The following is a 22,340-nucleotide window of genomic DNA, read 5'->3' as shown; positions in this document are numbered from 1 at the left end:
CCGATCCCCTCCTCAGTTTGCTTGCTGCAGCCAACCAATAATGATACCCGCCGTTTCTTCAATCGCTTTCTCCGTGACATCGATGACAGGACAGTTTAACGATTTCATAATGGCATTTGCGTAGGTCAGCTCAGCGTCTATGCGCTCTGAGGATGCGTATTTCGCTGAGAATGGGAGCCCCATCGCTTTAAGCCGTTCCGTGCGTATTCCCGAGAGCTTCTCCGGCTGCATCGTTAACCCTACGATGAGGCGTTTGCCTTGATAGAGCTCCTGCGGTACTTTCACTTCAGGTACGAGCGGCAAGTTCGCGACTCGAATGCCTTTATGGGCGAGATAGATGCTAAGCGGTGTTTTCGAGGTGCGGGATACGCCGATGATGACAACTTCTGCGAGCAGCAGTCCTTTCGTATCCTTGCCGTCGTCATATTTCACAGCGAACTCAATCGCTTCAATGCGGCGGTAATAATCATCATCGAGCGTATGGAGCAGACCGGGTTGTCGTTTCGGTGAATCATTAAACGTATCAATGAAAGCTTGCATCATCGGTCCCAATACATCAATGGCGCGCACGCCTTTAAGCAGCGCTTCCTCTCTCATCGTTTCGCGGAGCTCCGGCTGCACCAGCGTATAGGCGATGAATCCGCCGGCGCCGGCTGCATCTCCGACAATATGGACGATCTCGTCCTCCGACCTGATGTGGCCGCACCGAATCAATTTCACATCTTCAAAAGCGAACTGCCGCATCGCCGCCTTTACGACCGCTTCCGCCGTTTCCCCAACCGCATCCGAGCAAATATAGATCGGCTGCACACGTTTTCCCGAGCTCCCCACGTCCTGCCTCCTTATCCCTGCCTATCCGATTCCAGCTCCATCATCCAGCGGAGGATATTCGTTTTGCTGATCCACCCTACGACCTCGTGTCGATTCGCGGGTTGTTCTTCGCTTGCAACGCTTGCAATAACCGGTAGACCGTCAAGCTCCTGCACGAGCATCTTCTTCACCGCGTCCATCAGCGGTTGATCGGCTTGCACGGCAGCGATAGCCGGCAGACGCGACATGGCCATACTTACCGGAATCGCGGCGGCATTGCTGCTGCCAAGAGTGATTTTGAGCAAATCCTTCGGTGTCACGACGCCTACAAAATGCCGGTTCTCATCCACAACGGTGAGCACCTCGGCATTGCCCATGAATAATGTAATGACAGCGTCATGCACGGATGCGGTCTCCGCCACACTGATCGGCAGCCCCTGCACATCCTTCACGCACGCGTCTTCCCACCGCTTAAGCACCTGCTCTCTTCCCTGAGCTGCCGTACCCGGAAAATAGCCCACTCTCGGCTTCGCCTCCAAGAGTCGCAGCATCACGAGCAGCGATAAATCCGCGCGCAGCGTCGGCTTCCCCGTCCCCAGCATCTCCGCCAGCTGATCCCCCGTAATCGGCGCATGCAGCTTAACGAGCTTCAAAATTTCGACTTGCCTTGCCGTTAACGTGATGCCAACCACCTCATTCATGCGTCCTTATTTGATAATTAATGTATCACATTGGTTTATTAGTACACAATATATATTCGGCTATTTTTGCTTGTTTTGATGATACACGCCTACCTCTATGTAATCGCGAATAGACGCCATCACTTAACGAATATCCCCTGGTGCGGTTCATGAGCTCATTTCGCCGAATTCGCTTCCATGTAGATGCCCTGGTTCGCTTCATGAGCTCATTTCGCCGAATTCGCTCCCATGTAGATACCCTGGTTCGCTTCATGAGCTCATTTCGCCGAATTCGCTCCCATGTAGATGCCCTGGTTCGCTTCAAGAGCTCATTTCATCGAATTCGCTTCCATGTAGATGCCCTGGTTCGCTTCATGAAGCCACTTCTCCTTGGAGATGTGGTTGCGAACCATCCACTCCCAACGTCAAAAAACCTTCTCGCAAACGTTTCCGAATAAATTCGGAAGCATTGCCAGAAGGCTGAGCAAGGTATGCGGTGATTTTCGTCAAATCTTTAATTCCCCAAGCTTTATAAGCTCGACAACCGCTTGTGAACGACCTTTAACGTTCAACTTCTGCATGACGTTGGAGATGTGGTTTCGAACAGTTTTCTCGCTGATGAACAGTTGCTGTGCGATATCCCTTGTGGTTTTATCCTGCACAAGCAGCTCGAAAACCTCGCGTTCACGATGAGTTAATAAGAACTTGCTCTTCTGGTCGCTACCCATTGATGTTTGTCACCCCTCCTTGCTCGGGTTTTTATGGTTTAACAAGGTTAAGGGATACAGTCAAATTATATTATGATCAGGCGCCTGTAGTGGTGCGGTATCTTGAAAAAATGGGCGGGTATTTGTCGCTCCATGACGGATGCCTGTGCTGTCCCTGGTATAGATACTCGAATTAAACCCGTTTTGATAAAATCATAGTAAGAACCGGAATTTACAGGAGGGATTTTCAATGAAATGGCAGCAAGTCAGAGAATTGTTTCCCGACCAATTTGTATTGCTTTCTGTATTGGATTATCGTGAATTACCGATGTTATGATTGGAGATCTGGGGTTAGTTGGGACGCTGAGAGTTTTCCCACTCTCAGCTTCTTTTATTAGCAGTTTTGGCGGTGAGAGTTGGATTTCCCTACTCTCAGTTACCGCGTAGGGGATAACTGGGTTAGTTCGAGGGCTGAGAGTCGGGTTTTCCGACTCTCAGCTTCTTTTATTAGCGGTTTTGGCGGTGAGAGACGGGTTTTCCGACTCTCAGATACTTCCGCGATGGAGGCAATCTCAGTTACCGCCGGCGGCGAGGTTGGGGTGGATATTTACCACCCATAACAAAAGGCCCGGCCGCAACAACGCGACCGGGCCGCAGGCCCACATAAGCGCCTATCGGCGCCAGTACACTTCGTGCGCGTAACGATACTGCGCCGGCTGCTTCGGCGCGCGAATCGCGAATGCGCCGCCCGGCTGATACGCGAATGGCGCTTCGCCTTGCGCGTACGACGCGACTTTGCGGCGCTCGATGCAGTCCAGCAGCACATGCTGCTTGAGCGACAAGTACTCTAGCGTGTGAGGGCCGAATTCGGATTCGATTTCGCCGGGGCGGAATTCGTAGTAAACCGTGCGGCGCAGCGGGTTGCCGTCACCTGCAGGCGAGCCGTGCAGCACCTCGATATTGTGGAAGATTACATCTCCCGGCTGCATCGGAACCGGAATCGCATCCTCCGTCGTGAAGCCGGGCTGCTTGCAGCGCTGATCGGCTTCTTCTTTACTCCACTTATTACTCCCCGGAATAACCCATAAACAGGTTTGCAGATCCGCTTCATCCAAATAGAAATCCACATTGAATATCGGGCGCGTATCCTCACAGCCGTCCGGTACAGCCGCGTCGCGATGCCACGGCACGATAATGCCTTCATTCGGCGCCTTCAGCACCATGGAATCCCAGGTGGCGATGAAGTTCCGGCCCTGCAGCTTCTCCACGGAGCGCAATATAAACGGATGACCGAGCAGCACCTTCATCGGATCGCTTTTATCAATGACATATTCGACGCGTTTTAAGATCGATTGGCCTGATTTCACACCAACCCCATACATATAATCAGGGTCGTCATCTGCACCTGCAGCACCTTTCTCGTAAAGCGCTTGCATTTCGTTCTGCACCAATTTCAATTCTTCGCCCACGATCACATTCCGAATGACAAGAAAACCATTATCCAAGAAAAACTGCGTCTGTTCTTCCGTAATACTCTCCTGCGCCCTTGCATCGACGAAAGGAATTTCCACATTGATCGTGCCCATTTATGTTCCACTCCCTCATAGGTAATGAGTGCTTCTCAGCTAAGTATAAGGGATATGGACGGAAGGTGTATGTAGTTGAAAGTAACAAAGAGGTTGCAGAAATCACACGAAATTGCGATAGTAAACTTGAACAATCTGCATCTACCCTAATACCGCCGAGGTGACACGACCAATGAATACGCCGCCCAAAATCCCATACTACCATCACGCGTTGCCCGAGCATGTTGCAGGTTTGTATTTTCATCCCCCATACATCACACTCGCCCATTTGTTTCACGCGCCGCAGCACTGGGATATCGCAAGACGCATGTTAAACAATTATCAATTTCAATACGTCGTTGAAGGTGCCGCCGAATATCGGATTGAGGATCAAACCTACATGACACGCCGAGGCGATCTGATCTATCACTCCCCATCACAGGCTCACGAAGTTCACACGATTCCAGGGGAAAAATATATTTGTATCTCCATCCTGTTCGACTTCGGAGAGACGAACTATCCGGTTGAGCGGATGCTTGGCGAGGAACGTTTCTTGGGCAATTTCGCAGGGCATGACATCGAGAAGAAGCTTACGCAGCTGATCACTCATTATCATCAGCCTGGACTTACCCACCATACACAGTGTCAGGGACTTCTGATGCAAATTTTGGCCGATCTGTCGGGCATCAAGCAGGAACAAGAAACGAAGACGGAGGGGCAGCAGAAGATAAAGACGAAAATGGTGCTCATCCGAAATTACATCGCCAATCGGTTCAGCGAAAACATTCAGCATAGTGAGCTGGAAGCCATGTCAGGGCTCAGCCGCAATTATATTATTATCAAATTCCGCCATGCTTTCGGCATGACACCATTCGAGTATTTAACGCGAGTACGGATCGAACGAGCCAAGGAGCTAGCCATTCAAACGAATATGTCGATCGGGGAAATTGCCAATGCCGTGGGTTATGCGGATGTGCACACGTTCGGCCGAATGTTCAAGAACAAGATGGGCACAAGCTTCAGTCAGTTCTGTTCCTCCATGGTGACTTAATGCAAAGAAGAGAACAGCAGCCAATTCACGTCAGAGCACGTGAATTGGCTGCCGCTTAAATGCTCATAGTAAGTAATGACTCCTTGAATTAAGATCCGGATCTATGCGGGAAAACACGGTCCACCATTGCATTAAATTCAGCAATGAAGCCCTGAATCGGATGGCCAAGCTTCACATCACTCATGTAAGCGTCCATGCGGTCGAAGAAATCGGGATTCGCTGAGACGTATACATTCTTCACTGTAGGCGCCATCTGTTTGACTTCATTGGCAATTCGGTCTTTCAAGCCGCCGGTCACGTCTGCATCCCGCGTCATCCGACTCGGTGCACTAGGAACCGTAGGTGCCGGATTTGTATTATACACCCGCAGCATGTTCGGACCGGTAGCAATTGCACTGATTTTCGTATCCATCGTTCCTGTATTCAAATTTGGACGCTGATAGGCTCGCTGTGTACGGCTGAGCGGAGTCGGTGCAGAAGGAACATTCATTGCACGCGTGCCCATGCCTTTCATCTCCGACGTATCTTTCAGCGAAACGCCGACATAGGCGTTATCGTCTGTCAGCATCACATGAGCTTTATTCACTTCAGGCAAGCGTTCGAGCCGATCCGAGATCTCCTGGCTCATTTCCAGCCTGTAGTTTTTGTGAAGACCGATGATATTATTGCTGTTTAATCGGTGTCCGTCCACACGATTCATTTCGTTCATTTGATCGTTCGCAAATCTGGAATTGATGATTCGGTTGCCATTCATGTCATAAGCGATACTGTTATTTCGGATGTTGCGGTTGCCAAGGTCCCCTTGGTTATCCATACAGCCTGTCAGTATCGTCGTCAACATCGCGCCGGCTGCGAGCACTGCCCATTTTCGCTGCATTCCATCTCATCCTCCGTTTTGTTTCGTATGAACCGAATTAGTGCGGCCCGTTTATAGGGTTAGCCGAACGGGGATGAGCTATGCTGGCAAGTTTTTAGGTGGGCACCTTCTCCGCTTCCGCTTCCGTTTCCGGTTCTGCAGCTTCATGCTGTGCGAACAGAACGCGCACCAGATGAACCGGTTCAAGCATCCCTTTAAGGTCCACAATAAACGGATCCGTCACCGTAAACGTTGCGTTCCTTTCTTGTTCACCGAGCTGTGCAAGCAGTCCCGCCTCAAGCACGATTTCTCGAGGACCGCCGATGGCTTGAATCCGCGCCGCCATATTGACTGTCCGTCCAAAATAATCATTTCGACCGTTCATTCCAACCGTCACTGCCGGTCCATGATGAAGTCCGATTCGAAGGTCGAGCCCTTTCAACGAATGCCAGCCCTGCTGAATGTTCAGCGCCGCTCTAAAGCCTGCTTCCGGACTATCGAACACGGCCATTACCGCATCGCCGATCGTTTTGACAACTACGCCTCCTTGCTGCTGTACCTGCTCCGATAGAAACTCGAACATATGCCTGACATAGCCGTAGGCGCTCGCATCGCCGACACTTTCGTAATACGCGGTTGATCCGCAAAGATCGGTAAACAGTACCGTTAGACTCGAAACGCCTGCCTGTTGACCCGGAGCCAGAACATCGGATGCAAACAGAGAGCGGAATTCGGGGAACATCGTAACTTGGGAAGCGGTCGCGACGATATCATCCCAGCCTTCCCGCTCCAGAACGACCATCACGTCGATATCTCGCTCATTGGTTACCGTTAACCATCCACCGGTTGTTCCATGAATAGCCTCTTGCAGCCATCCATGATCGGCCAAAATAACGCTCCCCGCATTCCCTTCAACCTCAGCTTCAATTTTCGACTTCTCCGACCGCACAGATAACCTTACCTCAAGCCGCTCATTGCTGCGAAGAACGCGCAGTCTCCAATCAATGGCCTTCTCAGGCAGCTCCATCCGAATCGACTCACCGATGCGTATCAACCGCTGCGTATGAATATGAGGCGCCATCGCAGGCGCTCCTACGCAATAAACGGACCGTACCGCACGCCTGACCTCAGGATGAACCGAGAAGCACAATTCCACGTAGCGATCAAACATCACCTCATACTGAATACCGCAGTAATCGCAATGATAACGTTCCGTAATGGCAGCCAGCTTGTCCGAAGATGATTCCGACACTCGGCAATTCGGGCAGATCAATCGCCATTCCAAATTAAATAAACCTAGTCTAGTCCCATGCAGCATCAGCTTCAGCACTTCGCTTCGCGGCAATTGCCATTTCTTCGCAATGACGTATGGGCGAATATCCGCCACGTCTTGATCATCACTGTGCCTGATAAGCTCAGCCAGGCGTTCAACCGGAGCGCCGCTAAAGCCAAGCCCATCAAGCTGCTCCAGCACTTGATTAAGCTTGCTGTCATTAACTTTGTGAATGCGACTAGCGTTCACTTGAGCGTCCGCGTTTGCTCCAACGAAGACGGCTTTGTTCCCTGCAGCCACAGCTGCAGCAATAGATGATTCTATGTAACGAAATGTTTTGTGCATAGATTGCTGAGCAATAAGTTTAACGGGAAGATGCATCGCAACCGACGCAGGAATGATATTCGAATAAAGCGTAACAATCGTGTGCTCTTCCCCAGCTACTTCAACAGCTTTCAGCTGTATTCCCGAACGGAATTTGCTCATTGGTCCTTTGGCATAGTGACGAAACACCTCGTACCACTGCTCATGTGCCCATTCAAAAGGATACTCCTCCCACTCCATCGGGATGAGCTGAAGCGCCTTCGATTTCAACGTGCGGCTGACAGACTTCGGCTTATGCTTCTGCTTGTTCACCGGGTCTAGTCCGATCGCTCGATTAAGCCGATTCGTATCGGATAAAATTTGCCACACTCTAGATTTGGGCTGCGGAAATTGCTTCTCCATCGTTAAACGAATCGAAGCCGTACTCATTTCAGACGCTTGACTCAATAGGACTCAGCCCCTTTTGGCGGTTCATGCTCAACTCTCTCTTTATCATAAAGGAAAAGTGTGACAGTCAGTAGCATAAACAAGCCTGCCAGATTCATAATTTCGACGTCTTTTACCAATACTACCCACAGGTGGTGAGTAATGGTGAAACATGTCATCGAAACACTAGGGAAGAGTCCCGATTTTCAACATCAGCATATTCTGCTCGGCGGCAAACATGCTGAGCTATTCGCCCTATCGAGCCTCGTCGATGTCGCGGCAACCGTGTGGCGACTTAAAGAAATCGCTTCTGCAGAGTCCTATACGTGGGAACAGCTGAAGTGGACGCTTGGCGCTGATGAAGCGGCTAAGGCAGAAGAGCATGTTCAAGGCCTGTTGGAAGGACGCGCCCTTCTCTTTAGCTCAAACGGTTCGGAAGCTATTTGGATACAGCCCTTGTCTCAGAATTTGAACCGCTCCATTAATACGCCTACCAATCAAAATATCCTCATCTCCTCCCAAACCGGCTTTATTGAAGATATTATGACGAATGTTGGCTTAATTCGAAATGAGCTTCGTTCCGCACATTTGAAGCAGTCACTTGTGCTCGTAGGCTCTACACATAAGCAGCGCATGATCATATTATCGCTCGATCATTCAGTAGATGCGGCGCTGCTCGCGGAATGCGAAGCAGCGATTCGTGCCCATGCCAACGAGGATTTCACGTCTACAAGGCAAGTAGCCAAGTGGCTTCGGCAGCAGCCGTTATGGAGCCCGCTCCCTTGCTATAACCGAACAGAGTCACCTCATGAAGCCTGCCATTATCTGAAACAAGGTCGGATTGCATTGCTGATCGAAGGATACCCTGAAGCAATCATCATTCCCGTCCATCTTGCCGACTTGTTCATTCTGGACACGGATCTTGACCTGCCTGCTGTTCTTTCTGTCATGGTCATTTTCTTCCGGGTACTAGGCGCGCTTATCGCCATAATTGCACCTGCCGCTTACGTAGCTTTAGTTTCGATCAATCCGGATGTCATGAAGCTGGAATTGATTTATTCCATCGCCCAAAGCCGCGTAGGGGTGCCGTATCCTTCGCTTACGGAATCGCTAATCCTGCTCTTCATTATTGAAATGCTGCTAGAAGCGATCGTCCGATTGCCCAAGAGCATCGGTCCGGCCATGACGATGGTTGGGGGGATCATCCTTGGACAAGCGGTTGTCGAGGCCCAGCTGGTCAGCAATTTACTGATTATCGTACTTGCCGCTTCTACGATCGCTAATTTCACGATCATAGGCTATCAATTCGCGCTAACGGTTCGACTGTGGCGGTATATCATGCTTTTTTTTGCGGCATTGTTCGGTCCTTTAGGCATCGTGTGCGGCTTATATTTGCTTCTGTCGCTGCTAAGCAATACCACCGTGCTCCGTAAACCGTTTGTGCCAACCACAGCTCCGAGAGGGGGAAAAACGAATAAATGAAGCAAGGCATCTCAATCTCTGTTTTATTTATCGTGCTTCAATATGGTCTGCTCATGTTTATTTTTCCCCAAAGTGTTATCCAGTCGCAGCCATCCGGACATTGGATGACAGTCGTAATTGGATGGCTTCTCCAAGGCATCTTGCTTCGCTTGCTGGTTGGTGGATTGAAGGAGGAGAAAGCGGATCTGCTCCTTTGTTTCTTGCAGGCAAGAACAGCAGCCCGAATCTTCTGGCTCTGGGTAATAACCATCAGCAACGTTTTTGTCATCACCATCATCATTAGAGGCCATTCCCAATTACTCAAAATGTTGTTTCTACCGAATACGCCGATTTGGGTGTTAATGGCGCTCCTGCTGATTTCGTCGTTATGTATTTCGTATGCCGGACGAAATTCGTTATTGCGTCTCTCCATACTCGTCGGGTTATTTGGACTTCCTCTCGTCATGATCAGCCTTGCGAGCGTGTATGGAAATCTATCCTTAGATATGATTAGTCCGCTCAAGCCCACCTTGTCGTTCGTGGGAGAAGCGAAAATATTGCCCCTGTTCTTTATCTTCTCGCATACGATCGGCCTGATTGGATTTTTTGGTCCGCTCTCGCAAGTCTCCAAACGTTGGCTATGGGGAGCTTGGTGTATTTCGTTGTTCTTTTATCTGATTATCGTTTATATCCCGCTTGGCATGTTTGGACATGAAGGCGCAGCGCCGCTGCGATACCCGCTCATTATTGTTCTGGATTCCATTCGGGTCAATTGGTTTTTCTTTGATCGACTTTCCATGTTCTATGTGATGGCAGTCTTGTTGAGCACACTGATGAACGTTACGGGGCTGCTCTGGCTGACTCGATCACTTGGCAGTCGTTCGTCGATCTTCACCAAATGGATGACGAATCCAATCACGATTTCGGCGCTTGCCCTCTGTATAGCCTTGCTTATTGTTAACATGGGAGATCTGGAGAAATTATCAGAGTGGGGAGCCCCTGCTCGATTTGGACTCGTGCTTGCTATTGCGCTGGCAGGGACTTATTACCGACGACAAGCGCGGCTTAGGAGATGACCCGACTTAATGAACTTCCGGAATTGTAGACCGGCATGTTTTCTCGTTTGTCTTTCTTTTCCTCTGCTCCTGAGCGGATGTTGGGACAGCCATGACATTAATCTTCGAACGATGCCCGTCATCGTTGGCATTGCTAAAGGACAAACCCAAGCGTATGAAGTCACCCTCCAAATTCCGATTCCTGCAGAGAAAGCATTCTCGATCAAGACGGTCTCCCAAGAATCCAGTTCGATTGGTTCAGCCTTCGATAATATGAAAATCAACATTGAGAATTATATTGACTTGTTAGATATCGAGATGGTCGTTTTTCATGAATCCGTTGCAGTAGAAGGGCTGGAGGAAGAATTCAATAATGCCATCCGAACAAGGGGAATTCCGCCACGAGCATTAGTAGCCATTACGGATGCGAATATGAAGGAGCTGTTTACCAACACGAATAAAGCCATTCAATCCGATGTGACGACTTTTCTGAAATTCTCCAATAAAGCGGCCGGTTGGACACCTAAAACCGCCAAAACCAAAATGTGGGAAGCCTATGAATCCACGAAATCCTATACCGAAGACGTGATCATCCCCATCATTCGTCCAGGTAAGGAAACGGTACTTAACTTTCCCGGATCTGCTGTAATGCGAGAAGGAAAGATGGTGACACGCCTTGGGAAGGAAGAGACCATGTTCGCTAACGTGGTTACAAACCGGTATCACGGCGCTGCCATCGAGGTTCTAAAAAGTGCAAATCTAATGATATTGTCCGCCAAAACGAAATGGAAAGCTGAATTATCAGAAGAGGGGCCGACCTTAGACGGCACTCTCTTGGTAAAAGCAGCCCTTTCCGAAAGCCGAAAGGATTCTTCCGAAGACGAATTGACAGGAGAAATGGAAAAGTATATGACCGAGCAGCTAAATCGTTTAACTGCCAAGCTGCAGCGATTCAAGAGCGACCCTCTTGGACTTGGCAATCACTTTAGAAACAAGCTCCAGCTCGAAGAGCTGAAGCGTTGGCGTACCGACTATTATCCGAAGCTGAAAGTGAATTACAAGGTTAAAGTCGTAATCAATAATTTCGGGAATTTAGAGCAAGAGGAGTGAGGGCGGCTGGGGCTGGGGAACGCGGCGACAAAATGATGCGTGATATGCAGCATTTCCTTTAGATGCGGGACTGTTATTACTCCCAAGGAATCGTGATGTCCCCTTTGAGCCTCGCCAGGCCTTCAACAAAGTAATAGTCGCCGTAAATCAGCGGTACATCGACATTCTTACGCTCCGGATAATGACTCGTACCGTGCAAAATAAGTCCTTCTTCCTGATCATCGCCAAAGGCTCCGTAATTCCGATAGAGCGACTCCAATATGCGCTCACCCGCTTGCCTGTAGCTGTGCGATTCCGCATCTGGTACAAGTTCAGAGATTAACAGCAAGCCGCATGCTGCACATGCGCCGGCGGAAGAATCACGAAGTGCTTGCGTCTCAAGCGGCGCGCGGAAATCCCATGCCGGGACAGCATCTTCGGGCAGCTGTGAGAGGAAGAAGTGCGCCACTCGTTTGGCGGCTTCTATGTAATCTTGACGGCCCGTATGCTTGGCAGCCAGAGCAATCCCATAGATTGCCCATGCTGTCCCGCGTGACCATGCAGATTCCGGGGCATAACCTTGGCCTCCGATATATTCGGCAACCTCACCGGTCTGAGTATCGAAGCGCACGATATGCCGAACTGACCCGTCCGGACGAATGAAATGTGCGAGCACTGTGCTCATATGTGCTTCCGCGATATGGGCATAACGCGGATCACCGCTTTCCCGCGAAGCGAAGTAAAGCAGCGGCAGATTCATCGCGCAATCAATGATGGCGAGACCAGCATTGTTATCGCCTTCCCGCCAAGGATTCCAGGCGCGGATATAATTGCCCTTCAGATTAAAGCGGCCTGCCAAATGGCTCGCCGCTTTGAAGGCTCGCCTGCGCGAAGTTTCACTGCCGCTCAGCTTGTAATTGATGATGCTGGTTAGCGTCCACATGAAACCTGAATCATGATCAAGATGGTCAAAGCCATCAAGTACAGCGTCAAGCTTGAGCTCACATTGCTCGGCAAGCTCTTGCAATTCCGGATTGCCGTCACGCAGCAACCACAGCAGCCCCGGCCAGAATCCCGCCGTCCACCAATGAGGCTGCTCCAATACATAACGGCCGCCTTGGCTTGCATGTGGGAAATTGGCTCCGATTCGGACACTGGTACGTTTCACCTTCAGGATCGTCTGCTCCCACGCCTCATTCACCCATGATGTTGCTATTGTTTCCGAATTTGCAGTTTCCGCCATGCCATACCCACCTGCCTATTCTAGAAATTTGAATTGAAAAGCAAGCTGAATTGCAGCACCGCCCTCGACCCTGTCTTCTCTTCGATCCAAGTAAATGCGAGTAAAGCTCTCTTCTTGACCAAAGTGGTTCGAGTAAGTCCGCTCCTCGATCCGGACCTCGTAGCAGCCAGGTTCGTATTCAAGCCTAGCGGCATGGCGTTCGCCTTGCAGCCTAATTAGTCCATCAGCCATCAGTTCCGGCTTCGAGCGGGTGATGAACGTCTCCGTAATGGGTGCGGGATTCCCGCTAAAATAAAACGTATCCCGCAGCTCTAGAATGGGCCGTTCGGAACTCTTATGCCAGCCGAATCGCCGCCGATAAGAGGTCAACCCGCTGCTTAGATAACACGAGGCCAACTCCAATTCGAAGCGATCCTCTACCTCACCGGCATGCGCTTCAAGTACAACTGCTGCACTTTGTGCGCCAGCTGCTTGATGAAGCCCGCCGATGATTGGGAGCGAATGACCTTGCGCCCCATTGCAATCATAGCCGTAACGCCCTGCGCCGAAGTAGTCGGCTGTATATTCACCGCTGCCAAGATCGGCCGCGAATGCCGGGTCCTCATCCGCGAGCAGTATAAAATGGCCAACATCAATATGGTTATGCGGCTCGTGGTTTGTGCCGCCTTTGGCTGCAAACCCGAAGCTGCCCGCGGCTGTCGTACAACGTGAAACAAGCCACTTCGCATCCGGCAGAAACCAGCTTCCGGACAGCCAGCTCTCCGCTCTTGGAACATGCGGTTGATGCCAGATGAAATTGCGCAGCGCATGGGCGAAACGCCAGCAATGATCATCGCGGAAGCTTGCCCGAACGGTTAGCGGAGGATAATCTACTTCATCATAATAAGAGGCCAAATAATCCGAGAGTCCGAGATGAACATTCACCACAGGAACCGCGTCCGAGAAGTTAGCAGGCCGGTTGCCGACTAAGTAGCAGCGCTGCTGAAACTGCGCAATCGCTCGCACCTTGTTGTCCGCAAGCAGGTTCGCTTTGCCGCCGGTTCCCCGGTTCAGCAGATCAGCGAAAGCAACGAAATAACCGAATCCGTAATTCCAATATCCCGGACCTTCGAGGCAGGCGCCATCCTCGCCAAAGCCGGACAGATAATGCCCCATAGTGACAATAGCTCTCTCCAGGATAGCGGCAGCTCGATAGGAATCCGACTCCATGAGAAGTGCAGCGGACGCGACGGACCCGGCGCAAACCGCAGCCCAGTTATGATCCGCCGTTTCCCAGTGGTACGGCCCATAATTCAAATAAGGTACGAACAGACGTCGATCCACTTCAAGACGTATCGCATCCTGAAGCGGAATAGAAAGATGCCCCTCACCAGATATCGCTAGAATCTCTGAGAGCGCGAACCCGGTCTCAGCAGCGAACAGATCGATGTGGCGATCAATCGCCTGACCTTTCATATGGGCAGGCAAGCACCAAGTCGTCTCCTCTAGGATTGCCGCAATGATTTCCTCCAGCGCGACGATGTAGCGTTTCTCGCTTGGATACAAGAAGTGAAGCATCGCGAAGGTTGCCAGCCGCCTTCTCCGCTGGAAGTAGACGCCTTCGTACAACAACCGATTCCCAGTTTTCTCATAGAGTTCATATAGCTCAGGCGTAAGCTCCGGTATTGGCGCTTGCACCAGAAGCTGCTCTTCCTTCTCTACTTCCCGCACCATGTAGGCAAAATGAGGCGAACCTGCGATCTCCTGCCACTTGACAGCGCTCGCATCCGCTCCGTACATACACAGTTCGGCAGAACGTCCTTCCTCGAGCCAGCTCATCAGATTATCCTTCGTCCAACCGATCGCCTCTGTCACGCGCTCGCCTCCCGCTGATTTGAACTAGCGTGCCAACCATCCGCCATCCACGCAGAGGACATGGCCGTTCATATAATCGGATGCTGCCGAAGCAAGGAACACAGCAGGTCCCTGCAAATCCTTCGGCAATCCCCAACGGCCTGCCGGAATCCGCTCCAGAATCGCTTGTCTCCGCTTCTCATCGGCCATGAGCGGAGCTGTATTGCGCGTATCGATATATCCGGGCGCGATCGCGTTCACTTGAATACCTTTGCCGCCCCATTCATTGGCGAGCGCCTTCGTGATTCCGGTTACGGCATGTTTGCTTGCCGTATAACCCGGTACATTAATGCCGCCTTGGAAGCTGAGCATCGAGGCGATATTGATGATTTTGCCGCTGCCTCTGGCAATCATATGATTGCCTGCCAATTGGCTGAGGAAGAAGACGGCATTCATATTCAGGTCGATGACATCGAACCAATCGGAACGGGAATGCTCGACTGCCGGAGAACGTCGAATCGTTCCCGCATTGTTGACCAGTATATCGATGCCGCCGAAACACGCTACCGCTTTATGAAACAACGGCTCTAAATGATCGAGCTGACTCAAATCCGCGGAAATTTGGGAAACAAGTCCGCCGGTACTGCGAATCATGCGAACCGTCTCGTCGCTGTTCGAAGCGGAAACCGCCACGATGGATGCACCCGCTTCAGCCAGTCCGACCGCGATTGCTTGGCCGATCCCGCCTGAAGTGCCGGTGACCAGTGCTGTTTTGCCAGTTAAGTTAAAGCTCATCCTTATGTTCCCTTCTCTCCTATAAGAAGTGTCGCTCCTTCTTGCCGAAACTGCTCTGCTGTCTCCTGCGAAATGCCGGAATCCGTTATGATCGCGCTAACTTCGCTTAGCTTCGCAAATGTGAAGAGCGCGCCTTGACCGAATTTGTAATGATCCGCCACGACGTAGGAGGTCTTGGCTGTCTCCAGCCATGCCCGCTTAATGTCTGCCGATTCGCCGGAGTAGATCGTAAATCCGGACTGCGGATGGATGGCTGTTGCAGACAGGAACGCTTTGGCAATGTTCAGCCTGCGAATATAAGCCGCCGCCTCAGCGCCGATCAGCATATTGCGAATTTGATAGCCGCCGGGTACGACCAAACGAATCGACGTACGCCTTGCAAGCTCCGCAATAATAGATAGATCATTCGTGACGACCGTCAGCGGCTCATCCGGCAGCAGCTTGGCAATCGCAAGCGTTGTGCGCCCGCCATCGAGAGCGATAACCTCGTTGGCTGCAATCAGCGAAACCGCCAGCTCAGCAATCTCTTGATGCTCGGCTGCGTATGGCGCTTCTTCTTGCTTCATCGACAGGATGCCCAGCTGATTCTCCTGTGCCAGGACCGCTCCACCGTGAATGCGCTGCAGCAGCCCCTTCTGTTCCAGCTTCGCTAAGTCCTCGCGAATGGTCTTGCCTGTCACCTGCAGCTGCTCGCTGAGCTCAGTGACCATCACTTCTCGGGAGTTGAGCAGTATTTCCATAATTTTCTCATATCTACGCAAAGGGTTCATCGGAAACCATCACTTTCATGCTGAATTGTCTGTTTAGCGTAAGTCTTTCATTGCGACGGCGTCCATGTCCTCGAAGGTCTGATTCTCTCCCGCCATCCCCCAAATGAACGTATAACTGTTCGTCCCCACACCGCTGTGAATCGACCAGCTCGGGGAGATGACCGCTTGCTCATTGCGCACGACCAAGTGGCGGGTTTCAGCCGCTTCGCCCATGAGATGAAACACCGCGCCGTTATCCGGCATATCGAAGTAGAAATACACTTCCGACCTGCGGTTATGCGTATGGCACGGCATTGTATTCCACATGCTTCCAGGCTTCAGCAACGTCATGCCCATTACGAGCTGGCAGCTCTGAATGCCGCCTGTGTGAATGTAGCGGTAGATGGTTCGCTCATTGGAATTCTCCAAGCTGCCCAGATGATTGGGGGATGCTTCACTAATCGCTGCTTTCACAGTCGGATACGTCTGATGTGCCGGAGCGGAATTCAAATAATATTTGGCAGGCTGCGAGCCATCTTCACTTGCGAAGCTGACTTCTTTCGCGCCGCGGCCAATGTACAGGCAGTCCTTGCTATCCATGGCATAGACTTCTCCGTCCACCGTAACCGTACCCTTGCCGCCGACATTAATAATCCCAATCTCCCGGCGCTCCAGAAACGTAGCCGCACCGATTGTTGCCGGATCGACTGCGAGGTTCACGGAACCATTGACCGGAACTGCACCACCGATAATAAAACGATCCACATGCGAGTAGTTAAGCTTGAGTTCGTCAGCGGCGAATAACTGTTCGATCAGAAACTCTTCGCGAAGACGAGTAGTGTCAAATGCCTTTACTTCATTAGGATGCGAGGCATAGCGGATTTCCATGTGGGCATATCTCCTCTTATGTTCATATAAGTTCATTTGGTAATATATACGTTCATTTTAATAAAGGGATGTCTTTTATGCAACAACAAAAAAACGCATCTGTCTAAGCATGCGTTCCTTATGGGAGCCTCTGTAGTCGAGGGCAATGAGCAACGGCTGGACTACCTCCTGCGGCCGGATCGGTTAAGCTGCGAATTTGGCGGTGAGAGTTCCACTTTGGAACTCTCACATCCTCGCAAGGAGTCGGATTAGTTAGTGTGAATGCTGAGAGTTCCATTTTGGAACTCTCAGCATTCATTCAGCGCGAATTCGGCGGTGCGAATTCCACTTTGGAACTCTCACATCCACGCAAAGAGTCGGAATGGTTCGTTTTGCCGCCGATAACATTTCAGCTCGAAAGAGCCCTAACATACTCGACTGAGAGGCGGATTTTCCGACTCTCAGCATCTTTTTTCAGTGATTTTACGATTGAGAGTCGGGTTATCCGGCTCTCGAGGCGTGGCTATGGTAATGGTGGTGGTGGGCGAAAATCAATTCTCTGCCGCATTTCGATTGACTTAGCTGCGAAGCGGATCCTAATTCCCCGCGAAATACTTGCGAATAAAGTATGTCGGCGTACAGCTCCAGGCATGGCAGTAGCTGTTAATCAGATTGCTGCCGTATGGTGAATTGTTCTTGTCTGCCGGCTGGAATACTTCCCAGAACGTGTCCGCTCCATCACGGGCCATCTCGCCCCAGTAAGCACGCATTTGCTCCAGCGCCTTGTCCTTCCGGTCGGAAACGATCAGCGCTTCGATTAAATGATGATACATATAAGGAGTCATCGGACGAATGACAGGATCCTCTTCGAAGAGACGATCCAGCAAAGCACCGTTCGCTTCTTGATCCAGTACACCAGCGAGCACCATCCATACTTGTGACGCCCACGAAACTTGACCCGCTTCGCCACTTACGAACATGCCTGTACGCTCGTTCAGCAGATGGCTCAACGCTGCTTCCGAGGCACGCTCCACGTAACCTTGGATCGCGGCAGTCTGCTCATGCTGCCCCATCGTTTCCGCAAGCACCACAGCTTGCTTCAAACTATAAATCAATACCGCTTGTGCGGAAGCCTGCTTGTTCAAATCATCCTGCCAATCCGTGAAGCAATACCAGGACGGATCGTCCAGCACGATTCCCCGAGCATCTAAACGAAGAAGAGCCAGCTCGACCTGCTCCAGCGCGATCGGCCATAGCTGCGAGAGCGTATCTCGATCTTGCGAAGCGGCGTAATAATCATGCAGCGTCGAAATGAAAAACAACGAATAATCGTACAAGTAGATATCATCCGCTGCCGGTTCAGGCTTCTCGTACACGCATGCCGATACTTGGCCGCCTTCAAGGCGCAAGCCCGCGAACAGATACAAGCATCTCTTCACAAGGTCATAGTGATTGAAGGTCTCATAATTCGCCAGCGCCTGCAGCCGCAGATCACCAATCCACAAACGCCGATCCCGTTTGGGCCCGTCCTCGAATACGGTGTGCATGCAATCCTGCAGGGTTCGAATCGCGATTCGGTCGATTTCTCGCAAATCTGCAGGCACATGATCCGGCAAAGGTGCTACGAGAGAAAGATCCCCTGAGCTTACGGACGTCACATAAATATCCGGAAACGCCAGCTTGAATTTCCGGGCCGGAGTAAGCACCTCGATCTTCAAATAACGGAAGCTGTATCGCCGAGGAAGCGTATAAGTGCCTGGCACAACGTCAACATTCACAATCTCATCCTGCAGCCATGAGCGGTCCAGCCATCCCTCATAGGTATCGAAGCTCTCGCCAACCTCACAAGGCATTTCCCCGAAAATAAACTTCAATCGAACCGGGGCATCCGCCCTTGCCTCCACGGACTGCAGCGAAATCGTCAAGTATCCCACTTGATGGTCACCGAAATCCAGAACAAAGGAATCGCCTTTGCTGAACTTCTGTTCCTGCAGCTCTTCGAACGTACTTGCGTGCTGGGCTTTCCACCCATGCAGCGCTTCTGAATCGTGTACCACTTCAACAACGCGAGCAGGAGATACTTTGTTTCCGATCAATTCGGGCTTCAGCTCTTCTGCTACATCAACGAAATTTTGATTAATCATATTGGACTCCCAGCTCTGAGAATTAGCCTTTGACGGAACCTACCGTCAAAACGCGGACGAAACACTTTCGTTATACACACCATATTAAAGAAATAATCGATCCAAATCCATACACCTTGCGTAATAACTACCGATACCGTTACCGGCAGAATGAGCGGCTTGACGCCGATAAAGCAAAAATCCCTAACCCGCCAGATCATACGATCTACGGGCTAGGGAATCCAATTCTCCATAAACCTACATCTTTAGAAAAAATCCTGATTGTTCGGCTTACGATTTTACCGTAATTTGCATCCCTTTAATAAAGTTCTTCTGAAGAGCAAAGAACAGAATCAGGGTAGGAATAGACGTCACTAGGATACCTGCCATCAGCGTCGTAATTCCCGTTGAGATGTAGGTGCCTTGCATGGCGGCAAGCCCCGACATGATCGGACGAATATCATCGCTTCGTGTTAGGATCAATCCGAAGATCAGATCATTCCATATAAACGTGAATTGGAATAAGAACAAGACGGAGATCGGCGGCACCAAGAAGGGGAAGATGATCCGAAATAGAATTGCGATTGTCGAATAGCCGTCCAATTGCGCTGCTTCCACATATTCTCGCGAGATGGTCGTCATAAAGTTACGCAGCAAAAACACGCAGAACGGAATACAGATGGCGGTATAGAACAAGCACATGCCGAGGAACGTATCATAGATGCCCACCTTCTGAAAACCCGAAAACAAGGGAACAAGGTACATTTGGAAAGGAAAGATCGTGCCGCTATAGATCAGCAGGAACCAGTAGAAGGAGCCTTTCAAGCGAAGAACAACCAGGCCGTAAGCCGCAAAGGCAGAGATCAGAATGCTGGCCGTTGCCCCCACTACACCATAGGTAAAGCTGTTTTTCACATATTTGGTGAGCTTCCCTGCATTCATCGCTTCCTCTATGTTCTGGAAGAGGTGAAAGCCCTTCGGCCACGCCCACATGCTTCCATTCATGAAGTCGCCTATCGATTTCGTCGAATTCATCAGAACCAATACGACCGGTGCAATCCAAATAATAGCTAATGTGATGACAATGATATACTTGATCCCATTTGCAAGACGTTTCATGCCCTCACTCCTCGACTATCGTTTTCTTCAAATAAAACCAAGATGCAACAATGGATAATACCGTTAAGAGAATAGAAATCGCCGCACCTTGTCCGAAGTGGAACAGCATGAAGGATTCGCGATACATCGTAACGGCCAACGTTTCCGAAGAACGGTAAGGTCCGCCTTGCGTCATGACCCAGATAATATCGAACGTCTTAAAGCTATTAACCAGCGCCAGCCCCATCACAACGATCGTAACCGGGTTTAAGAGAGGCAGCGTTATTTTCCAGAACATTTGGAAGCGGTTCGCACCGTCAATCGCGGCAGCCTCGAACGGATCCTTCGGCAATGATCCTAAACCAACGAGGAACAACAGCATATTCGTGCCGGCTCCCTGCCATATGGAAGCAACAAGCATCGCGAACGTATTATAGTAAGGCGTACGCAGCCAATCTTTAGCCCAAGATTCAAGCCCGATGTGCGTGAGAAGATAATTGATTCCGCTTGAGGAGAACAGAAAGATCCAAATGACGCCGACTACGGTAAGCGACATCGCGTAAGGCATATAAAACAGATTTTTGAAAAACCGCTGTCCCTTCATTTGCTGCAGCAAAATGCTGAGCAGAAGCCCCAGTCCAACCGGAAGCACCAAGGACAATGCTACCCACATGAATGTATTCTTGAGCGATGTAATGTACGTCACATCACTAAATACTTCAATGTAATTACTCAAGCCGACCCAGTGAGATCTCGTTAAACCATCCCAATCCGTGAAGCTGATATAGAAGGTGTAGATAACGGAGGAAACAAAAAAAACAGTGATCATCAAGGCGGCAGGTAATACATAAAGCAATGCTTCTCCGTGTTTCTTGAAGTAGTTCATCTTGTCACACTCCCATGTGTCCCGATAATAAGCAGGGTTAAGAGGCAGTTATCTCCCCTTAACCCTATTAGCTATTTTTTCTGTTCTGCCCAGTATTTCTCTGCCTTCTTCTCAATGTTGTTCAGGACATCCATGTATTGGTCCGGATTGAGCATGAAGCGAATAAATTCACTTGAACCGTACTCGGAAAGCTCGGAAGGCGTTGCTTCCCAGTAACGAGTAATGGCTGTGTAGCTGCCTGAAGAAATGTTGTCTACCAGCGCCTTAATCGTTGGGCTGCTTGCTTCTACATCCTTACGAGTAGGCACGCCGCCGAATACCTTGAGCAGCTTCTCGTTTGTATCTTTGTTCGTTAACGAAATGGCAGCTTTAATGGCGTCGTCGCGGTTTTTAGCATTTTGCGATACTAGGAAAGGCGTGATCTCAGAGATGACGGTATTGCCGGCTTCCGGCTTAATGGCAGGCATGATGAACGAGCCATATCCTTCTTCAGGCTTCATTCCTACACCGTTCAGGAAGCTCTCGTACCAAGTGCCCACCAAGTACATGCCGATTTCGCCTTTCACGAATGCCTGTGGAATTTCGGCATCCATCGTCATCGGTTTCGAGAAGTAGCCTTTGTCGTACATCGATTTCCACAGCTCCATCACTTCTACCATTTCAGGATCTGTATATTTCGCTTGACCGATAACGAGTTTGTTGTAGAAATCAGGATAGGAGTGAATGAGCAGATCCTCGAACCAGATAAAGCCGTTCCAAGTATCTTTGATCGAAGTGCCGAATGGCGTAATGTTCTTCGCTTTCAGCGTATCGCTGATTTTCATCAATTCGTCCCATGTCTTCGGTGGTGTTAAGCCATTATCTGCGAATACCTTCTTGTTATAGAAGATCGTCCAATAATGAGCAGAAGCCGGAATTCCGTAAACCTTGCCATCGACTGTCAATGGACCTGCGAGCGAAGGCAGAATGCCATTGCCGTCCGCGCTAAGCTCCTTCCACTGCTCCGTCATATCAGCCAGGTTTCCGCTGTCCGCAAGCTCCTTTAATTTATAACCGTTCCACCATTTGAAGAGATCAGGCGCTTCTTGTGTAGTGAATCCAATACGCACCGCGGTTTGATAAGCTGTTGTGTCCGTGTAAGGAACACCTTCGAAGGTTACGTTGTCTGACGCTTGAACAATAGGGTTGATTTCCTTCAGGTAATCCGTAAGTGGCGCAAAGTCATAGTAGAATTGCGCGTTTATTGGCTTTTCTTCTTCAGTCGCAGGTGCATTATTCGTCGTATTCGTCGAATTGTTAGTAGTCGCAGCTGTATTGGTTTCTGTCGCTGCCGTATTGTTCGACCCGGAATTATTGTTGCTTGAGCAACCCGCTACGACAAGGGATAAGCTTGACAGCGCTACCAAACTGCTGAGCAACACGTTTTTCTTCTTCATTCTTTGGTTCCCC

19 protein-coding genes are annotated in these 22,340 nt (G+C 50.4%); 4 read left to right on the top strand and 15 right to left on the bottom strand.

Features of this window, described 5'->3' with window-relative positions:
- Positions 1 to 12 precede the first annotated feature (12 nt).
- The 4 genes from AC0YN4_RS10695 to AC0YN4_RS10680 all read right to left on the bottom strand — a co-directional run bounded on the left by AC0YN4_RS10695 (position 13) and on the right by AC0YN4_RS10680 (position 3,783).
- A complete protein-coding gene (locus AC0YN4_RS10695; RefSeq protein WP_475835784.1) occupies positions 13 to 831 on the bottom strand; it encodes a pyruvate, water dikinase regulatory protein in 819 nt (272 codons plus the stop codon).
- Positions 832 to 842: 11 nt separating this feature from the next.
- Positions 843 to 1,511: a CBS domain-containing protein gene (locus AC0YN4_RS10690; RefSeq protein ID WP_475781454.1), complete on the bottom strand. Its 669-nt coding sequence runs from the start codon at positions 1,509 to 1,511 to the stop codon at positions 843 to 845.
- A gap of 485 nt (positions 1,512 to 1,996) precedes the next feature.
- A complete protein-coding gene (locus AC0YN4_RS10685; RefSeq protein ID WP_090641524.1) occupies positions 1,997 to 2,218 on the bottom strand; it encodes a helix-turn-helix domain-containing protein in 222 nt (73 codons plus the stop codon).
- 650 nt (positions 2,219 to 2,868) lie between these two features.
- On the bottom strand, positions 2,869 to 3,783 hold the full coding sequence (locus AC0YN4_RS10680) for a phytanoyl-CoA dioxygenase family protein (protein WP_475835783.1): 915 nt from the start codon (positions 3,781 to 3,783) through the stop codon (positions 2,869 to 2,871).
- A 172-nt stretch (positions 3,784 to 3,955) separates the two neighbouring features.
- On the opposite strand from AC0YN4_RS10680, the gene AC0YN4_RS10675 reads away from it, so the two are divergent.
- Positions 3,956 to 4,813, top strand: a complete 858-nt coding sequence (locus AC0YN4_RS10675) for a helix-turn-helix transcriptional regulator (protein WP_475781452.1) — start codon at positions 3,956 to 3,958, stop codon at positions 4,811 to 4,813.
- 88 nt (positions 4,814 to 4,901) lie between these two features.
- Here AC0YN4_RS10675 and AC0YN4_RS10670 read toward each other — a convergent pair whose 3' ends face one another.
- Positions 4,902 to 5,690 (bottom strand): YhcN/YlaJ family sporulation lipoprotein, encoded by a 789-nt coding sequence (locus tag AC0YN4_RS10670; protein ID WP_475781451.1) that lies wholly within the window; start codon positions 5,688 to 5,690, stop codon positions 4,902 to 4,904.
- A gap of 94 nt (positions 5,691 to 5,784) precedes the next feature.
- On the bottom strand, positions 5,785 to 7,713 hold the full coding sequence (locus AC0YN4_RS10665; protein ID WP_475835782.1) for a DUF5939 domain-containing protein: 1,929 nt from the start codon (positions 7,711 to 7,713) through the stop codon (positions 5,785 to 5,787).
- Between the two features lie 141 nt (positions 7,714 to 7,854).
- On the opposite strand from AC0YN4_RS10665, the gene AC0YN4_RS10660 reads away from it, so the two are divergent.
- From AC0YN4_RS10660 to AC0YN4_RS10650, 3 genes are read left to right on the top strand one after another with little or no spacing between them, the layout of a single operon-like run.
- Positions 7,855 to 9,174, top strand: a complete 1,320-nt coding sequence (locus AC0YN4_RS10660) for a spore germination protein (protein ID WP_475781449.1) — start codon at positions 7,855 to 7,857, stop codon at positions 9,172 to 9,174.
- A complete protein-coding gene (locus tag AC0YN4_RS10655) occupies positions 9,171 to 10,229 on the top strand; it encodes a GerAB/ArcD/ProY family transporter (protein ID WP_475835781.1) in 1,059 nt (352 codons plus the stop codon). Before AC0YN4_RS10660 ends, AC0YN4_RS10655 begins: the two co-directional genes overlap by 4 nt.
- Positions 10,230 to 10,238: 9 nt before the next feature.
- Complete coding sequence (locus tag AC0YN4_RS10650; RefSeq protein WP_475781447.1) at positions 10,239 to 11,318, top strand: Ger(x)C family spore germination protein; 1,080 nt, start codon at positions 10,239 to 10,241, stop codon at positions 11,316 to 11,318.
- A gap of 76 nt (positions 11,319 to 11,394) precedes the next feature.
- Here AC0YN4_RS10650 and AC0YN4_RS10645 read toward each other — a convergent pair whose 3' ends face one another.
- The 9 genes from AC0YN4_RS10645 to AC0YN4_RS10605 form a co-directional block, all read right to left on the bottom strand.
- Positions 11,395 to 12,540, bottom strand: a complete 1,146-nt coding sequence (locus AC0YN4_RS10645; protein WP_475835780.1) for a glycoside hydrolase family 88 protein — start codon at positions 12,538 to 12,540, stop codon at positions 11,395 to 11,397.
- Between the two features lie 15 nt (positions 12,541 to 12,555).
- Positions 12,556 to 14,394 (bottom strand): hypothetical protein, encoded by a 1,839-nt coding sequence (locus AC0YN4_RS10640; protein ID WP_475835779.1) that lies wholly within the window; start codon positions 14,392 to 14,394, stop codon positions 12,556 to 12,558.
- A gap of 24 nt (positions 14,395 to 14,418) precedes the next feature.
- Positions 14,419 to 15,168 (bottom strand): 2-dehydro-3-deoxy-D-gluconate 5-dehydrogenase KduD, encoded by a 750-nt coding sequence (kduD, locus tag AC0YN4_RS10635; protein WP_475835778.1) that lies wholly within the window; start codon positions 15,166 to 15,168, stop codon positions 14,419 to 14,421.
- A 2-nt stretch (positions 15,169 to 15,170) separates the two neighbouring features.
- Complete coding sequence (locus AC0YN4_RS10630; RefSeq protein WP_475835777.1) at positions 15,171 to 15,938, bottom strand: DeoR/GlpR family DNA-binding transcription regulator; 768 nt, start codon at positions 15,936 to 15,938, stop codon at positions 15,171 to 15,173.
- A gap of 33 nt (positions 15,939 to 15,971) precedes the next feature.
- A complete protein-coding gene (gene kduI / locus AC0YN4_RS10625; RefSeq protein WP_475835776.1) occupies positions 15,972 to 16,805 on the bottom strand; it encodes a 5-dehydro-4-deoxy-D-glucuronate isomerase in 834 nt (277 codons plus the stop codon).
- A gap of 575 nt (positions 16,806 to 17,380) precedes the next feature.
- Positions 17,381 to 18,928: an alpha-L-rhamnosidase-related protein gene (locus AC0YN4_RS10620; RefSeq protein WP_475835775.1), complete on the bottom strand. Its 1,548-nt coding sequence runs from the start codon at positions 18,926 to 18,928 to the stop codon at positions 17,381 to 17,383.
- A 270-nt stretch (positions 18,929 to 19,198) separates the two neighbouring features.
- Positions 19,199 to 20,026 carry a carbohydrate ABC transporter permease gene (locus AC0YN4_RS10615; RefSeq protein ID WP_475835774.1) on the bottom strand — a complete coding sequence of 276 codons (828 nt, stop codon included), beginning with the start codon at positions 20,024 to 20,026 and terminating at the stop codon, positions 19,199 to 19,201.
- 4 nt (positions 20,027 to 20,030) lie between these two features.
- Positions 20,031 to 20,891: a carbohydrate ABC transporter permease gene (locus AC0YN4_RS10610; protein ID WP_475781439.1), complete on the bottom strand. Its 861-nt coding sequence runs from the start codon at positions 20,889 to 20,891 to the stop codon at positions 20,031 to 20,033.
- Positions 20,892 to 20,962: 71 nt separating this feature from the next.
- Entirely contained in the window at positions 20,963 to 22,327 is a 1,365-nt protein-coding gene (locus tag AC0YN4_RS10605; protein WP_475835773.1) for an ABC transporter substrate-binding protein, read from the bottom strand.
- Positions 22,328 to 22,340 lie beyond the last annotated feature (13 nt).

The sequence above is a fragment of the Paenibacillus sp. J22R3 genome (genome assembly GCF_056269305.1).
The sequence above is the reverse complement of the archived record's forward strand: the minus strand, read 5'-3'. Positions and strand labels throughout refer to the sequence as shown.

Coding starts and splice junctions, on each gene's coding strand:
- AC0YN4_RS10690 (WP_475781454.1), bottom strand. CDS start 1,511: ATGAATGAGGTGGTTGGCATCACGTTAACGGCAAGGCAAGTCGAAATT.
- AC0YN4_RS10685 (WP_090641524.1), bottom strand. CDS start 2,218: ATGGGTAGCGACCAGAAGAGCAAGTTCTTATTAACTCATCGTGAACGC.
- AC0YN4_RS10680 (WP_475835783.1), bottom strand. CDS start 3,783: ATGGGCACGATCAATGTGGAAATTCCTTTCGTCGATGCAAGGGCGCAG.
- AC0YN4_RS10675 (WP_475781452.1), top strand. CDS start 3,956: ATGAATACGCCGCCCAAAATCCCATACTACCATCACGCGTTGCCCGAG.
- AC0YN4_RS10670 (WP_475781451.1), bottom strand. CDS start 5,690: ATGCAGCGAAAATGGGCAGTGCTCGCAGCCGGCGCGATGTTGACGACG.
- AC0YN4_RS10660 (WP_475781449.1), top strand. CDS start 7,855: ATGGTGAAACATGTCATCGAAACACTAGGGAAGAGTCCCGATTTTCAA.
- AC0YN4_RS10655 (WP_475835781.1), top strand. CDS start 9,171: ATGAAGCAAGGCATCTCAATCTCTGTTTTATTTATCGTGCTTCAATAT.
- AC0YN4_RS10650 (WP_475781447.1), top strand. CDS start 10,239: ATGAACTTCCGGAATTGTAGACCGGCATGTTTTCTCGTTTGTCTTTCT.
- AC0YN4_RS10645 (WP_475835780.1), bottom strand. CDS start 12,540: ATGGCGGAAACTGCAAATTCGGAAACAATAGCAACATCATGGGTGAAT.
- kduD (WP_475835778.1), bottom strand. CDS start 15,168: ATGAGCTTTAACTTAACTGGCAAAACAGCACTGGTCACCGGCACTTCA.
- AC0YN4_RS10630 (WP_475835777.1), bottom strand. CDS start 15,938: ATGAACCCTTTGCGTAGATATGAGAAAATTATGGAAATACTGCTCAAC.
- kduI (WP_475835776.1), bottom strand. CDS start 16,805: ATGGAAATCCGCTATGCCTCGCATCCTAATGAAGTAAAGGCATTTGAC.
- AC0YN4_RS10620 (WP_475835775.1), bottom strand. CDS start 18,928: ATGATTAATCAAAATTTCGTTGATGTAGCAGAAGAGCTGAAGCCCGAA.
- AC0YN4_RS10615 (WP_475835774.1), bottom strand. CDS start 20,026: ATGAAACGTCTTGCAAATGGGATCAAGTATATCATTGTCATCACATTA.
- AC0YN4_RS10610 (WP_475781439.1), bottom strand. CDS start 20,891: ATGAACTACTTCAAGAAACACGGAGAAGCATTGCTTTATGTATTACCT.
- AC0YN4_RS10605 (WP_475835773.1), bottom strand. CDS start 22,327: ATGAAGAAGAAAAACGTGTTGCTCAGCAGTTTGGTAGCGCTGTCAAGC.